General features: G+C 34.2%; 14 protein-coding genes. 6 read left to right on the top strand and 8 right to left on the bottom strand.

Annotated features, from left to right (window positions below):
• The first annotated feature begins 263 nt into the window (after positions 1 to 263).
• From ACNQGG_RS00475 to ACNQGG_RS00460, 4 genes are all read left to right on the top strand, one after another.
• Complete coding sequence (locus ACNQGG_RS00475) at positions 264 to 1,403, top strand: aminotransferase class I/II-fold pyridoxal phosphate-dependent enzyme (RefSeq protein ID WP_417960488.1); 1,140 nt, start codon at positions 264 to 266, stop codon at positions 1,401 to 1,403.
• A gap of 52 nt (positions 1,404 to 1,455) precedes the next feature.
• The gene (bioD, locus tag ACNQGG_RS00470; protein WP_417960486.1) at positions 1,456 to 2,076 is read left to right on the top strand and encodes a dethiobiotin synthase; all 621 of its coding nucleotides are present in this window, start codon (positions 1,456 to 1,458) and stop codon (positions 2,074 to 2,076) included.
• A 56-nt stretch (positions 2,077 to 2,132) separates the two neighbouring features.
• Positions 2,133 to 3,404 carry an adenosylmethionine--8-amino-7-oxononanoate transaminase gene (gene bioA, locus ACNQGG_RS00465; protein ID WP_417960484.1) on the top strand — a complete coding sequence of 424 codons (1,272 nt, stop codon included), beginning with the start codon at positions 2,133 to 2,135 and terminating at the stop codon, positions 3,402 to 3,404.
• 101 nt (positions 3,405 to 3,505) lie between these two features.
• Positions 3,506 to 4,660, top strand: coding sequence for a beta-ketoacyl synthase N-terminal-like domain-containing protein (locus ACNQGG_RS00460; protein ID WP_417960482.1), 1,155 nt, complete (start codon positions 3,506 to 3,508; stop codon positions 4,658 to 4,660).
• Positions 4,661 to 4,679: 19 nt separating this feature from the next.
• Here the strand turns inward: ACNQGG_RS00460 and ACNQGG_RS00455 are convergent, their stop codons facing one another.
• The 6 genes from ACNQGG_RS00455 to ACNQGG_RS00430 all read right to left on the bottom strand — a co-directional run bounded on the left by ACNQGG_RS00455 (position 4,680) and on the right by ACNQGG_RS00430 (position 12,396).
• A complete protein-coding gene (locus tag ACNQGG_RS00455) occupies positions 4,680 to 5,159 on the bottom strand; it encodes a regulatory protein RecX (protein ID WP_417960480.1) in 480 nt (159 codons plus the stop codon).
• A 306-nt stretch (positions 5,160 to 5,465) separates the two neighbouring features.
• The gene (locus ACNQGG_RS00450; protein WP_417960478.1) at positions 5,466 to 8,642 is read right to left on the bottom strand and encodes an efflux RND transporter permease subunit; all 3,177 of its coding nucleotides are present in this window, start codon (positions 8,640 to 8,642) and stop codon (positions 5,466 to 5,468) included.
• Between the two features lie 86 nt (positions 8,643 to 8,728).
• Entirely contained in the window at positions 8,729 to 9,790 is a 1,062-nt protein-coding gene (locus tag ACNQGG_RS00445; protein WP_417960476.1) for an efflux RND transporter periplasmic adaptor subunit, read from the bottom strand.
• A gap of 4 nt (positions 9,791 to 9,794) precedes the next feature.
• The gene (locus tag ACNQGG_RS00440; RefSeq protein WP_417960474.1) at positions 9,795 to 11,138 is read right to left on the bottom strand and encodes a TolC family protein; all 1,344 of its coding nucleotides are present in this window, start codon (positions 11,136 to 11,138) and stop codon (positions 9,795 to 9,797) included.
• Entirely contained in the window at positions 11,138 to 11,734 is a 597-nt protein-coding gene (locus ACNQGG_RS00435; RefSeq protein WP_417960472.1) for a TetR/AcrR family transcriptional regulator, read from the bottom strand. The genes ACNQGG_RS00440 and ACNQGG_RS00435 overlap by 1 nt, the downstream gene beginning before the upstream one ends.
• A 140-nt stretch (positions 11,735 to 11,874) precedes the next feature.
• Positions 11,875 to 12,396 (bottom strand): YceI family protein, encoded by a 522-nt coding sequence (locus tag ACNQGG_RS00430; protein ID WP_417960470.1) that lies wholly within the window; start codon positions 12,394 to 12,396, stop codon positions 11,875 to 11,877.
• Positions 12,397 to 12,602: 206 nt separating this feature from the next.
• Between ACNQGG_RS00430 and ACNQGG_RS00425 the strand changes: the two genes are divergently transcribed.
• Both ACNQGG_RS00425 and ACNQGG_RS00420 read left to right on the top strand, forming a co-directional pair.
• Positions 12,603 to 13,577: a polyprenyl synthetase family protein gene (locus ACNQGG_RS00425; protein WP_417960468.1), complete on the top strand. Its 975-nt coding sequence runs from the start codon at positions 12,603 to 12,605 to the stop codon at positions 13,575 to 13,577.
• A 151-nt stretch (positions 13,578 to 13,728) separates the two neighbouring features.
• Complete coding sequence (locus ACNQGG_RS00420; protein ID WP_417960466.1) at positions 13,729 to 14,079, top strand: hypothetical protein; 351 nt, start codon at positions 13,729 to 13,731, stop codon at positions 14,077 to 14,079.
• Here ACNQGG_RS00420 and ACNQGG_RS00415 read toward each other — a convergent pair whose 3' ends face one another.
• Positions 14,080 to 15,411 (bottom strand): alkaline phosphatase D family protein, encoded by a 1,332-nt coding sequence (locus ACNQGG_RS00415; protein ID WP_417960464.1) that lies wholly within the window; start codon positions 15,409 to 15,411, stop codon positions 14,080 to 14,082.
• Positions 15,412 to 15,420: 9 nt separating this feature from the next.
• Positions 15,421 to 15,963 (bottom strand): hypothetical protein, encoded by a 543-nt coding sequence (locus ACNQGG_RS00410; protein WP_417960462.1) that lies wholly within the window; start codon positions 15,961 to 15,963, stop codon positions 15,421 to 15,423.
• Positions 15,964 to 16,064 lie beyond the last annotated feature (101 nt).

Below are 16,064 nucleotides of genomic sequence, written 5' to 3'. Positions count from 1 at the left end.
AATATCTTTGAAGTTAATTTTAAGATAATTTTAACATAATTTTAACAATGTGTTGAATCGAAACCGTTTTCGTAAATTTTTATCAATTTTATTTCGACTATTATTTTTCAGTTGTTAATTTTTAAAGAATTTAATTTTTATGAATAATGTAATGCAATCTGAAAGCCGAAGCAATATCTTAAAAACAGCTTAATTTTAAAATGGCATTAAACTAAAATGGTACAAAATACATAAATCGAAAAAGATGCTTATTTTTGTGACGTATGAGAAAATTTCCAGAAAATCTATCTGTTAAACTTGAAGCCCGAAAGCAAAATAATGCTTTGCGACAATTGCATTTATCCAGCATAGGAATTGATTTTGCTTCCAATGATTATCTTGGATTGTCTAAATCAGAAACTATTTTCCACGAGACACATCAGTATTTAATTGAAAACAATGGGATTCAAAATGGAGCTACGGGTTCCAGATTATTATCTGGAAACCATAAACTATATCCGGAAACCGAAAACTTCATCGCGCAGTTTCATAAATCAGAATCGGCGTTAATTTTTAATTCGGGTTATGATGCTAATGTTGGATTTTTTAGTTCGCTTCCGCAAAAAGGGGACTTAATTTTATACGACGAATTGTGTCACGCTTCCATTAGGGATGGAATTCAATTATCGAATGCCAAAGCCTATAAATTTAATCACAATGATTTTGAGGATTTGGAACGATTAATTCTTCGAAATCAAAACACGGTAATTTATATTGTTACCGAATCTGTTTTTTCAATGGACGGAGACACGCCCAATCTTGAAGAATTAGTAGAAGTATCCGAAAAACACAATTGTTATTTAGTTGTCGATGAAGCGCATGCTTTGGGTGTTTTTGGAGAGAAGGGGGAAGGGTTGGTTCAGGATTTAAATCTGCAAGATCAGGTTTTTGCTCGAATTATGACTTTCGGAAAAGGATTGGGATGTCATGGTGCCGCGATTTTAGGCTCTGCAGAATTGAGGGATTATTTAGTGAATTTTTCACGAAGTTTTATTTACACCACAGGACTTTCGCCACATTCCGTTGCCACGATTTTAATGGGGTACCACTATTTAGGCAAAGAAAATAAAAATATAGAACAGCTTCGAGAAAATATCATTCATTTCAATCAGGAAAAGAACTTAGTCGGATTAAAACAATTGTTTGTTAGAAGTAAATCGGCCATACAATCCGCGATTATTCCGGGAAATGAAAATGTTAAATCCATAGCCCAAAAACTACAAGAAAAAGGATTTGATGTAAAAGCCATACTTTCGCCAACGGTTCCCGAAGGGCAGGAACGACTGCGATTTTGTTTGCATAGCTTTAATTCAAAAGAAGAAATCTCCAAAGTAATGCGATTGTTAAGTACTTTTGTTTTTTAGTTCAAAACACCCTGTCATGGTTCAAAACCCTGACAGGGTAAAATTATAATAAATGAAACTATTCATCACAGGAATATCTACCGATGTCGGCAAGACTATTGCATCAGCCATTATAACGGAATCACTGGAAGCCGATTATTGGAAACCCATTCAAGCAGGTGATTTAGAAAATTCGGACAGTCATAAAATTAAATCGTTTTTGTCTAATAAAAAGACGGTAATTTATCCTAACAGTTATGCTTTGAATACGCCGGCAAGTCCGCATCTCGCAGCAGAATTAGATGGAACTGTTATTGATTTAAAGAAAATAACCGAACCTAAGACAGCTAATCATTTAGTGATTGAAGGGGCTGGAGGCGTTTTTGTACCATTAAATGCGAATGATTTGGTTATTGATTTGATTCAACCCGATTATAAAGTGATTGTTGTTTCCAGACATTATTTGGGAAGTATCAATCATACTTTGCTCACGATTGAAGCCTTACAAAACCGAAAAATAAATAGTGTCGGAATTATATTTTCTGGTGAAGAAAACAAAGCTACGGAAACAATAATTTTGAATAAAACTGGTCTAAAATGCATTGGAAGAATTGAGCAAGAACCGTATTTTGACCAAAATGTTATAAAAGAATATGCTGATTTGTTTCGAGAGAATTTGCTAAAACTTCAATGACAATTTCAATGGCAAAATCTGAAATCAAAAATCGTTAATCATCAATCTAAAATCAAATGACTTTAACCGAAAGAGACAGCCAATATCTTTGGCATCCTTATACACAACATAAAACTGCAGCATTGCCTATTGCCATCAAAAAAGGTGAAGGTGCTTTGCTCTGGGATGAGAATGATAAAGAATATATTGATGCAATCGCTTCTTGGTGGGTAAATCCTTATGGTCATTCTAATAAATTCATTGCGGATGCGATTTACAAACAACTCACAACATTAGAGCATGTTCTCTTTGGTGGATTTACCCATGAGCCAGCAGTTTTGGTTGCCGAGAAGTTGATGGAAATTTTACCAAAAAACCAACAAAAAATATTCTTTTCGGATAATGGTTCTACGTCGGTTGAAGTAGCGATTAAGGTCGCTTTACAATATTTTTTCAATAAAGGGGAAAAGAGAACTACAATAATAGCTTTCGAAAATGCTTTTCATGGTGACACCTTTGCGGCAATGGCGGCAAGCGGAATTTCATTTTATACGCAGGCCTTTCAAGGTATGTTCATTGATGTGGTTCGGATTCCAGTTCCGGTAAAAGGGAAAGAAAAGGAAAGTTATGATGCTTTAGAATCAGTTATAAAAAACAATAACTGTGCGGGTTTTATTTACGAGCCATTGGTTCAAGGAGCGGCAGGAATGGTGATGTATGAGCCGGAAGCATTAGATCAATTAATCCGGATTTGTCAGGAAAATAAGGTACTCACCATTGCTGATGAAGTGATGACGGGTTTTGGAAAAACAGGAAAAACTTTTGCCACGGATTATCAGGTTGAAAAACCAGATATGATGTGTTTGTCAAAAGCGTTGACCGGAGGTACTATTCCTATGGCAATTACCACTTTTACCCAAGACATTTTCGAAGCGTTTTATGATGAGGATATTAATAAAGCGTTGTTTCACGGACATACATTTACGGCAAATCCTACAGGTTGTGCGGCGGCTTTGGCAAGTTTTGAATTGTTGCAAACCAATGAAATGCAAGCTAATATTGTTCGCGTAAATAAAAGGCATTTGGATTTTCAAGAACATATAAAAAATCATCCAAAAGTGACCACAACTCGTGTGCTGGGAGTCATTTTTGCTTTAGAAATAAAAACCGAGAGTGCTGCCAGTTATTATGGAACCTTGCGCAACAAACTCTATGATTTCTTTATTGAAAATGGAATAATTCTGCGTCCAGTTGGCAACATAGTTTATATTTTGCCTCCTTATATTATCACCGATGCGCAATTGCAAAAAGTATATCAAGTGGTCGAAAAGGCTTTAGAAAAAGCTTAAATTTATAACAATAAAGCGGCATTTTGAACGTATAAATTTTCAAACCCTCGTGAACTTTGCAAAAAACTTTGCGACCTTTACGCATAAATAACAACACTATTTTGTCTCAAACAATCTCCATAACTGCCATTGCTTCCATTTCATCTTTAGGAAATACACCAGAAGTGATTTGGGAAAATTATCTTAATGAAAATCATTGTTTTACGGAACATGATTTAGACAATAAAAAAACCTTTGTAGCAGCTTTAGACAATGATTCAGAACAAGTTATTGCTGAATTACGAGAATCAGATACTAAATACAAATCGTTAGATAAATCCGTTTTGTATGCGATGGCCGCTTCAAGGAAAGCAATGCAAAATGCTGGTTGGACTCCAAATGATATTTTTGGGATCAATATTGGTTCTTCTCGTGGTGCCACTGATTTATTCGAAAAACACTATCAGGAATATTTAGAAACCGGAAAAGCGCATACGCTTGCTTCTCCTACAACAACTTTGGGGAATATTTCCTCGTGGGTGAGCCATGATCTGCAAAGTTCAGGCCCGGAAATTTCACACTCCATTACGTGTTCTACTGCTTTACACGCTGTGCTGAACGGTGTGGCTTGGCTGCGATCCGGAATGGCTGATAAATTTCTGGTTGGTGGTAGCGAGGCTCCTTTAACCGATTTTACTATTGCGCAAATGCGGGCGCTGAAAATTTATTCGAATAGTGAAGAGACGTATCCCAATCGCGCTCTTGATTTAGAAAAAAAACAAAGCACGATGATTCTTGGCGAAGGTGCGGGTGTCTGTTGTCTCGAAATAGGTAAAAAAGAAAAGGCACTGGCTTTTATCGAAGGAATTGGTTATGCAACAGAAATTTTAGAACATAATATTTCCATTTCAACAGAAGCGACTTGTTTCCAGAAATCAATGAAAATGGCGTTGAAAAATACGAATTTATCCGAAGTTGATGTGATTGTCATGCATGCGCCAGGAACGATAAAAGGCGATTTGACAGAATACAAAGCGATTGAGAAAGTCTTTGGAGCAAAGCTTCCTTTATTGACTACCAATAAATGGAAAATTGGACACACTTTTGGCGCTTCAGGAATACTCAGTATGGAATTGGCCATTATGATGATGCAACACAATAGGTTCATCGGAGTCCCTTTTGCGCAAGCACAATTACAGACAAAACCGATTAGAAAAGTATTAATTAATGCTGTAGGTTTTGGTGGAAATGCGGTAAGCGTACTTTTGAGTTTGTAGTTAGGATTAAACTTGTTTTTTATTCTTCTTTTGAATGCTCCAGCTCTTTGACTTTTTCAAAAACTAAATTACTTTCAAATCCTCTGCGTAACATATAATCACAGAATTTTTTACGTTTTTTTATCAAATTAGTTTCTCGTATGAATTCCCAATGTCTTTCGGCTAACGTGTGAAAAGTTGTTGCATATTCTTCAGGAGCGATTTCCTTTAGTGCAATATTAATAAGAGTTTGCGTTATTTTTTTTGACTTTAATTCGTTTACGATTCTAATTTTTCCCCAATGTTTAATGCGGTGTTTTCCTCTTGCAAAACTGCAGGCAAAGCGTTCTTCATTGAGAAAATTATCACTGATAAGATGAACCATAATGGCATCAATTTCTTCAGAATCCATCTTCATGCTTCTCAGTTTTTGTACTACTTCTTCATGACAACGTTCTTGATAGGCGCAAAAATGTTCTATCTTTTGGATGGCTTCTTTTATAGAAAAAACGTCATTCATTGGTTTGGTTCTCTTAATTTATTGACTTTATGAAATAATGATTGCTGTCAAATGAAAAAACAGCACTATTAATTCGTACAAAAATAAGACTTTAATTATAGACAATTGGAAACATGAAAAAACATTTAACCTTCTCATAATTCCTAAATGATACTTTTATTAGTTGCATCTAAAAGGATTAGATCTAAAGGATAAAATTCCAAAACGGCATTGAAACAAAAAACCGTTGCAAGAATATTTTTGCAACGGTTTAATTAATTTTATCTGATAAAATGGTTTCACTTTTTAGGGCGAGGACATTTAGTATTACACGGTGTGTTTTGGATTAAAACCATCTTCACTCAATTCTGTATGGACATAATCGGCCACCATTTCAGCTTCGTAATCTGTTTTTTCTCCTTTACTAAATTTAGAAATTAATTTCTCCATAATTTCGTATATCACCGGAACAACAATCAGGGTTAAAAACAATGATGAAATCAATCCTCCAATAATTACCCAAGCCAAACCATTTTTCCATTCAGCTCCGGCTCCCGATGCTAATGCAATTGGGAACATACCAAATACCATTGCAATAGTCGTCATCAAAATTGGACGAAGTCTCGCATGATTGGCCTGAATTAATGCCGTTCTTATCGATTCTCCTGCAGCTCTTCGCTGATTGGTGTAATCGACTAGCATAATCGCATTTTTACACACTAGACCAATAAGCATAATTACTCCTAGAATGGTGAAAATATTCAAAGTATTATTAGTTAACGCCAAGGCTAACATTGCTCCGATGAACGAAAGCGGAATGGCAAACAATACCACAAATGGATGTACAAAACTGTCATATAAAGAAACCATTACAAGATAAACTAAGATAATTGCCGCTAATAATGCAATTCCTAATGTTCCAAAACCTTCACTTTGGTTTTCTTGATCGCCACCCCAAATGTAATTTACACCAGTTGGTTTTTCTAACTTATCCAGCTTTTCTTGCCATTGATTTACAATTGTTCCAGAAGGTACACCTACATTTTGGCCTTGTACCGTTACCGAAGCTGTTTTGTCTCTACGTTCTAACTGACTTGGTCCAGAACCTTCTTTAATTGTGGCAAATTGGGATAATTTAATTTGCTGACCCGAAGAGTTGATGAAAATTAGATTACTAACATCCTCAATACTTTTTCTGTCAAAACTGTTGTATTTTATATTGATGTCATATTCGTATTCTCCTGCTCTAAATTTTCCATCTGTATTTCCGGAATAAGCCGTTTGCATGGTTAAACCAACAGTTTGCAAAGAAAGTCCAAGAAGGGCCATTTTATCTCTGTCAACTTGCACATTAATTTCAGGATTTCCATCTTCAACAGTTAATTTAATCTCTGTAGTTCCAGGAATTGTTCTTAATTCAGCTTCTGCTAATTTGGCAAATTTCATGGCACTTTCCACGTTTGGTCCAGTTACAATTAAACCTAAAGTGGCATTTTCAGCTGTTCCTAAAATACCAACCGGAACCGTTTTTACTTTAGCACCAATCAATACTTTTTCTAATTTTCGTTTGATTTTTGCTGCGTAAACGGATGCTCCATCAGTACGATCTTTTTGTTCAATCATTTTTACATCAATCTCGGCTTTGTAAGCCGTTGCTTGGGAGCCTCCTAAGCCTTCGCTGGTTTGACCAACCGTTGTAATTTGACTGTGAACATATTCTTGCGTTTTCAAAAATGCTTCTGCTTTTTGTGTCATAAAGTTGGTTTGTTCTAATGACGCATCTTTTGGCATTTCTATTTGAACTAAAAATTCACCACTATCTGACGCTGCAAAGAATTCACCACCGATAAAACCTCCACCAACCAATCCTATGGTTGATCCGAAAAATAGAACAATAACAATCGCTAAGGTAGTTTTGTAGTGGTCTAAACTCCAAGTCAATAAACTTGAAATCCAGTTGATGAAACGGGTTAAATAGCTTTCAAATCCAAGGATGATTCTTCCAAAAAGATTTTTACCTTCAATATGTTCTAATTTTCCATAACGAGAAGACAACCAAGGAATAATGGTGAACGAAGCTACCAATGACAATAATGTTGAGATAATAACGGTTACACAGAACTGTGTAATAATGTTAGAAACTAAACCTGAACTCATGGCGATTGGTAAAAACACAACCACAATAACTAAAGTGATTGATACTACTGTTCCGCCAATTTCAGCTGTTCCGTCGTAGGAAGCACGAACACGGTTTTTACCCATTTCCATGTGCCTGTAAATATTTTCGAGTACCACAATCGCATCATCGACCAGAATACCAACTACCAGAGATAGTCCAAGTAAACTCATTAAGTTTAAAGTATATCCCATTAAATAAATCCCGATAAATGTAGCAATTAATGATGCTGGAATAGAAACCATTACAATAAGCGAGTTTCTAATGCTGTGTAGGAAAAACAACATTACAAAGGCAACTAAAAGTACTGCAATAAGTAAATCATGGACAACAGAATCAGCTGCTTCGAGTGTGAAAATGGTACTGTCCTTAGCTATCTGAAGTTCTAATCCATTCTTTTTATAATCGGCTGTAAGTTTATTAATGGTTTTAACCAATTCCTCACTTACGGCAACCGCATTCGCATCAGATTGTTTAATGATTTGTAAAACAATAGCACTTTTTTGATCGACACGCGATATTTTTTCAGCAATTTTTTGAGTATCCTGAACATCTGCAATGTCACCAAGTCGAACTTGAACTCCGTTTTGAGACGACACTACTAATTGTCGCAATTCTTCAACATTTTTATATTTACCCGCTAAACGAATTAATATTTTTTGATCACGAGTTTGAATATTCCCTGTTGGAAAATCTAAATTTGAACTCAAAATAGTTTGTTGTACTTGCGGAACTGAAAGTCCGTACCCTTGCAGTTTTACTGCATCAAGATTTACTTGAATTTCACGTTCTTGTCCTCCAATAATGTTTACTTGCGCAACACCTGCAACTCTAGAAAGAACTGGAGCCACTTTTTTGTCTATTAAGTCATAAAAAGCTACTTCGTCCATTTTTCCGTTGGCACCAATAGTCATGATTGGTAAATCACTCAAAGAGAATTTGGATAACGAAGGTGTCTTGGCATCATCGGGTAAATCACTGATGATCGCATTTATTTTTCGTTGTGCATCATTCATCGAAATGTCAACTTTGGCTGTTGAAGTCAAAGAAATCGATACGATAGATAAACTTTCGTAGGACTTAGAATCAATTTTTTTGATGTTTTCTAAAGAAGCAATAGCATCTTCAATTTTTTTGGTTACCGTATTTTCAACTTCACTTGGAGAAGCTCCAGGATATATTGTGGCAATGGTAATTACATTTTGTTCGAATTTTGGAATTAATTCATAGCCCAGTTGGCTGTAGCTGAACAGTCCGCCTAAAATTAGCATTGTAAACAATACAATTACTAAGGAGGGACGCTTTATAGATATTTCTGCTAATTTCATATGTTTTATTGTTGATTATTAAGTATTAATGGTCATATAATTTTTAAGGTCAATTGTTTTTAACGAACCATTATTGCCATTAATAATTATTTAATAATATCTACTTTATATCCGTCTTGTAGGTTTATCTGTCCTGTAACAATTACGGTATCACCATCAGAAAGACCATTTAAAATTTCTACTTTATCACCAAGTATTCTTCCGGCAGTAACCGTTTTTAGTTTAGCAATTCCGTTTTCTGTTACAAACACTTGATTGCTGCTTACACTTCCCACAAATGCATTTCTAGGAACAATCATCAAAGATTGTTTTTGTTGGCTTGAAGCAAATTCAGCTGTTCCATACATACCAGCTTTTAAATCATTAGAGGAATTATTAGCAATTTCTATTTCTACAGGAAAGTTTAAACGGGAATCCGCTTTTGGGGCTATGAAAGTAATCTTACCTGAAAAAGTAGCATCAGGATAAACACTTGCTTTAACATTCACATTGTTTCCTAATTTTAAACCGGCAACCTGATTTTCATTTACGGTAACTTTTAATTTCAATCGAGTAACATTTACAATGTCAAACATTTGAGTTGCAGCACCAAGAACTGATCCTGGCTCAATGTATTTTTTGTTTATAATCCCGTTAATGGTAGATTTGATATTAGTGTCGCCAATATTAACTTTAGCTTGTTGTAATCTTGATTTTGCAGTTACTAACCCTAGTTTTGCCTGATCCAACTGTTGTTTTGTAACTCCTCCTGTTTTGAATGCATTTTCAAAACGATTGTAATCACTTAATGTATTTTGATAAGAAGCCTGTGCTGTTTCTAAGTCCGATGAAATTTGTTCGCTTCTTACAATTGCCAAGGTTTGACCTATATGTACTGTTGATCCTTCATCTACTAAAACACGTACCACTCTTCCTGGTTTTTCTGCTGAAAAACTCAATTCTTGAAGGGGTTCAAAATTTCCATTTGCCGAAAAATCAAGTGAAACTTCTTCTGTTTTTACCGTTTCAACTTTAACGGAAACACTTGCGTTTTTTTCAGCAACAATAGCTGTTTTTGCTTCGTTTTCTTTTTTGTTGTTCGTTAAAACTACGGCAATGATTACGATTGCGCCTAAAATGATTATTCCGGTTATTATATTTTTTTTCATGTTGTTAGTTATTTAATAAAGTTTTTAATTCTCCTTTTGATTTGATTAATTGAATTTCTGCCAGTTTGTAATCTAATATTGCAGAAGTGTAATTGTTTTGTGCCTCTGTCAATGAATTTTCAGCGTCCAATAAATCAGTTAAAGAAGCTAATCCTTGTATGTAATTATTTCTGGTGTTACTTAAAACGTCTTGGGCTAATTGCGCATTTTCCTTTTGGTTGCTTATAGTAATGATGCTGTTGTTAATTTGAATGTTTGCGTTTTCATACGCTAAATCAAGACTTAATTTGGTGTCCTTTATGTCTTCCTTCAAGGATCTTAAATTAACATCTGCTTGTCTTACTTTTGCTCTAGTTGAAAAGCCTTTAAAAATTGGTACTTTTAAGTTCAAACCAATAGAAGAGTAATCAGACCAGTAAACACCGTCAGCTGGTTTTGCTCCCCAAGGCATTTTTGGGCCTTGACCAATATAATTGTAACCTGCCGAAAGGGATAGCGTTGGGTAATATGCAGCTTCATCTGCTTTCTTTTGGAACATTAATAGTTGTTCTTGTTTTTTCAAAAGCAAATATTCTGTTCTGCTTTCTGTATTTGGTACTTCAGATAATGCCTGAGGTGTAACTTGAAATTCAGATTGTGGAATACTGATTTTAGTCTCAATTGGCATCCCGATGTAAAACTTCAAAGCGTTTTCTTGCAGCTGAACCGCATTTAAAACTTGTTGACGTTGTGTATTGATGTTTGAAATTTTTACTAAAATTCTATCCAAGTCAATTTTTTTGGCCAAACCATTATCAAATTGTCCTTTAATTATGGTTTTCACTTTATTAGTGTTGACATAATTACTGTCCAGTACATTTAATCTTTGGCGTTGAACATATACTTGGTAGTAATTGTTGGCTACTCTTTCGATTACTTGCTCTTCTGTCAGTTGATCGTTTATCTGATAGAATTCTCTGGTTGATCTTGCTGCCTTCAAACCTGTAAAAACGGATTGGTCAAAAAGAGTTTGTGTTAAAGAAAGACCCGCAGTTGAATTCCATTTTTGGCCAAAATTAAGTTTAACCGTAGATCCTGGTTCACCACCAAAAGACCCTCCGTCAAGGAAAGTAGTTTGTAGAATAGGATTATAAGTCAATCCTCCGTTTGCAGAAATTTCAGGTAAAGCTCTAGAACGAACTTCTTGAATTTGGTATTCGCTGTTTTCTACTTTAAGTTTGGCTTTTTTAGCATCGGCTTTATTTTCTAAAGCATAGCTAATCGCATCTTTTAGTGTTAACGATTTGATTTCTTGTGATTTTGCAGCGATTGCAAAAATCAAGAAAGTGGTTAAAATTATATTCTTCATTATATATTAGGTTTTAGTATGTGTTTTTCAAGTTCAGTAATTCCATTTGGCGTTGCCAAAGCTCTTGTGTGGTATTCTAAAATTTCAAGTTCTAATTTTTGAGCTTCTTTTTCAGAACGAGTGGTTTCTTTAATGCTAAAAACCAAGAGATAATAAAATCGGATATAGCTTTCAATATTTACATTTTCGCGATACAATCCTTGTCTAATCCCTTTCTCAATATTTTGTTTGAAAATAGTGTTGCATTCGTTAATTTCTCTGGACATTACCTTTTCGTATATTTCTGGGTAATGCTTTTTTAATTGATATACCGGAGAAGTGTCCGATGATTTAAACATTTCTTTAAATAATTTTCTTATCTCGAAATTTTCCTGAATTGCATTGTAATTTTTTAAAATAACATCGTCAATAATCTGGTGTATTTCTTTATGAATTGTTGCAGTACTTTCCTCAATGAGTATTTCCTTATTACAAAAATACTTGTAAATCGTTTTTTTAGAAATGCACATTTCTCCGGCAATATCATCCATGGTGATACTCTTAAAACCTAGCTTTAAGAACATCTCACTTGCTTTTGATATAATTTTCTCTTTCATTTTGTTTATTCTTAACCTGTTACGGTTCGTTTAATTTATAGAAATAGGTTGAATTTCGAGTGCAAATGTAACAAGGAAACTCTGAACACCAAAATAGTTTCCAGTTATTTTGTAATTATTTAACATTTACATAAAACGACTTAAACTGTAAATTCTAAATTTGCAATAAGTTTGATGTCTTGCCCAGTAGTTATTCCACCAGTTTGAGTAAATGCATTTGATGTTAATCCAAAATCTTTGCGATTAATGTCTCCCGTTATCTCAAATGCAGCTTTTTGATCGCCATTATAAGCGTTGATCCCAATAAATTCTGCGTCAAGCTCAACAACTTTTGTTATGTTTTTGATAGTTAAATTTCCTTTCAAAAAATTAATATTCTTGTTCACTTTTTGAAAAGAGGTAGATTTAAAACTTATAATTGGATATTCATTGATGTCAAGAAAATCATTCAATTTTAGATGCGAATCAATTTGTTCCAGTTTTGTATCCTTGTTGTTTACATCTAAAGAAAATTCGATCGAAGCATCTTCAATTTCATTATCCAGAATGTCTATATGTCCTTTAAATTTGTTAATAGTTCCAGCTAAATAGGCGATTATAGAATGTCTTATTTTAATCAAAACATCAGATTGTGTTGAATCAATTGTCCAGGTTGTTGTCATAATATTTTGGATTTATTTAGGTTTGATTTTCATTTCACAATGGGTTGAAATGACTGTAATTGAAATGTTAAATTTCGATGCAAATGTAGACAGGAAACTTTGAATACCAAAATAGTTTCCAATGTATTTTAGATTATTTAACATTTCATTAAGAAACGTAGTTTGGAATAAAGAGTGAATACTGTAAATTAGCCAAAAATTAATTTATGCATACCATTTATCAGTATCAGGAGTTTATTTCGGAATATTTGCAATCGCAATATGAAGCCAAAGAGCCCAAAAATTTGTATGAACCCATACATTATATTTTAGATCTTGGAGGAAAAAGAATGCGTCCGGTACTTACACTTATGAGCGCTGAAGTTTTTGACGGAGATTATAAAAAAGCGTTGCCAGCTGCTTTGGCTGTTGAGGTTTTTCATAATTTTTCGTTGGTCCATGATGATATTATGGACGATGCTCCTTTGCGAAGAGGGAAGCAAACCGTGCATGAGAAATGGAATATAAATACCGGAATTTTATCAGGTGATGCGATGTTGATTTTGGCATATCAATATTTTGAGAAATACCAGCCTAAAATATTTCGTAAACTGGCTAAATTGTTCAGCAAAACAGCTCTCGAAGTTTGCGAAGGGCAACAATGGGATGTAGATTTTGAAGTAAGAGATGATGTTACTATTCCGGAATATCTTAAAATGATCGAATATAAAACAGCCGTTTTAGTTGCTGCAGCAATGAAAATGGGTGCTATTATTGCTAAAGCCTCAAAGGAAAATGCAAATCTTATTTATGATTTTGGACTTAATTTAGGTTTAGCTTTTCAATTGCAGGATGATTATCTGGATGCTTTTGGAGATCCGGAAACTTTTGGAAAACAAGTCGGTGGTGATATTATTGAAAACAAAAAAACGTATTTATATCTAAAAGCCGTTGCTTTTTCAGAAAAAGAGCAGCAACAACAATTGATGGATTTGTTTTCTGTTCAACCAGAAGATAATTTAGATAAAATCAAGGCGGCGAAAGAGATTTTTAATAGCTCCGGTGCCTCAAAAGCAACACAAGATGCCATTCAGGATTTTACATTTAAAGCTTTCCAAACATTAGATAAAATGAATATCAGTGCTGATAAAAAAGCAATGCTAAGAACTTTTGGTGAAAATTTAATGGGAAGAAAAGTTTAGATTTTTGATTGCAGATTAACGATTTTTGATCGCAGAAGTTTTACTTCGGATAAATAATGGTTTATTTCAAAAATCAGTATAATTCAAAAAAATGAAATATTTAGAGCAGTTTCTTAAAATCAAAAATCGTTAATCAACAATCTGAAATCAAATGTTTATAGCTCCAAAAAATACCGATTTACTACTTACCGAAGCGGAAGGAGAAAATTTATATTTGAAATTAATTGAACAGATCAACAAGGATTTCAATCTTGCGAACGAAGGAATTGATTTTCCGTTGAGTATCTCTCCCAATGAATTGAAGATACAATTACATGAAAAAATCTACAGACTAATTCAATATAAATTTGCCGAATACCTTAATCTACTTTATATTATTGATGTTTCTGAAGAGCAAATAAAAAAGCTGGATGGTTCAGATTTAGTAATTTTGGCTGAACAAGTCGCTTTTTTAATCCTAAAAAGAGAATGGCAAAAAGTATGGTTTAGGAATAAGTATTAGTTACTGTAATTCTTTTTTTAAGATTATTTTATTCCATAATTCATTTCCATTTACATCAAATAAAGTAAGTTTCATTTGTCGGTTTTCTTTCGGACCTAAAAAAGAGATTGTCCCAAAATTATTCTGTACAAATGCGCTCCCAATAACTTTATATTTATTGTTTTCATCTAACACTTTTTTAGAGACAATTCCAGCTGTCAATGGCGAAACGGTCCAGTCATAAATGGGATAAGTGTTTTCACGAGGAAGCATTGACATTTCGGCAAAATGCCTGTCGCCAGTTAGAAAAAAGACTCCTTTTATTTTATTGTCTATAATCTCCCTTAGCAGTTTTTCTTTTTCTTCGGGAAAGCGGCCATAATTCTCGGTGTTTGGAACAGCGTTAATTACCTGACCGCCAATTACTATTATTTTAAAACTGGCATCTGATGAACTTAAAGCATCAATAAGCCATTCGAATTGTGTAGTTCCTATCATAGTTTTATCGCCAGTAATTCTATTGTCCGGGGATCTGAAAAAGCGATCGTCAATTAGAAAAAACTGCGCATCACCCCAATTAAAAGTAGAAAAAACACCTTCATTTTGATTCGGACTTATTCCATAACTTTTATTAGCCCAGAAATCTTTAAATGCTTTTTGAGTGATGTGTTTGTTATAAAAACTACGGTCACTATCATCCGGACCAAAATCATGATCATCCCAGATTGCAAAATTTTGAGTTTTTGCCAACAAGGGCTGAATCTCCTTGATAGATCTCGAATGTGTGTTTCTATGGTAAATCCCTGTTTTGCTATCCCAATCAGCTTCTCTTAGATAGGAGTTGTCTCCGCCCCAAATCATGATGTCTGGATTTTTTTTAGCAATACTTTCAAAAATAGAATATCCGCTTCCATACGGTTTTCCGGGTCTGTCAAATTCAGTTTCATTGATATACATGCAGCTGCCAAATGCTACTGTGAAATCAGGCGCATCTTCTCGCCATTGCCATAATTTTTTTGACGAAAACGAAGTTTTATAAGGCAATTCAATTTTTTTATTGTTTATAAAAATGTTGTAATTGTATTTTTTGCCAGGTTGTAACTGGTCTAAAATAATATGATAGGTATACCCGACATCTTTTGAAGAAGTGTAATTCTCGGAATATAATATTTTGGACGGATTATCAGTTGAGAAATAGGCAACTTTGACTGTAGCGTCTTTATTGGTTTGTAACCAAATAACAGCCTCTTTCATTTCGCAATAACCTACCATAGGGCCAGATTGTAAAATACTGTTTTGGGCAAAACCAGAACTTATAAATAAAATGAAGAATAATTCTAGTGTCTTTTTCATGATGCTAATTTAAAAATAAACCCTTACAAAAGGCATGAAGGCGTTACCATAATCATTGTTGCTGTCATTTAATACATTGTAGCGAGCGCCAATAGTTACATTCCCAGTTCTATAACCGGCACCAAGAAACAAACCGGTGTTCCAGTAATCTTGGGAATTGCTATTGGAACCATCTAAATCTACATTGACTCTTAATTCCTCTAACTCTGCCGAAAGTTGAATCTCGTTAATAGGATTAAAGAGTGCTATAATACTCCCGCCGTATAAATGGGAGGCGTAATAATTTTTTTGTTTTGCGTAAGTATATTGGGCGCCAATGCCTAAAGCTACATATTCATTGAAGTTGTAAATAGCACTAGGAGCCAATGAAATATTAGTATATTCAGAGCCAAAACCCAATCCGATACCTCCTCCAAATTGAACTTTCTTCCAAAAATCACTTTGCGATTGGGGATCAATCGTTTGTTGTTGTGCTAATAAAAAATGGGAAGAGAATAAGGTTATCGAAATCAAAAAAGTTCTTAAAATGGCTAATTGATGAGTTTTTTTCATGTTTTAAGGGTTTTTTTAACAAATTTTTACGTAAAAGTACGTAAAAAATCGATTTAGATAGAATTGATTATCGTACTTTTGTCAAACTATTTAACAAAAAG

The organism is Flavobacterium esculini (assembly GCF_048284325.1).
In the GTDB taxonomy this organism is placed as follows: Bacteria; Bacteroidota; Bacteroidia; order Flavobacteriales; family Flavobacteriaceae; genus Flavobacterium.
This window is presented reverse-complemented; position numbering and strand designations above follow the sequence as displayed.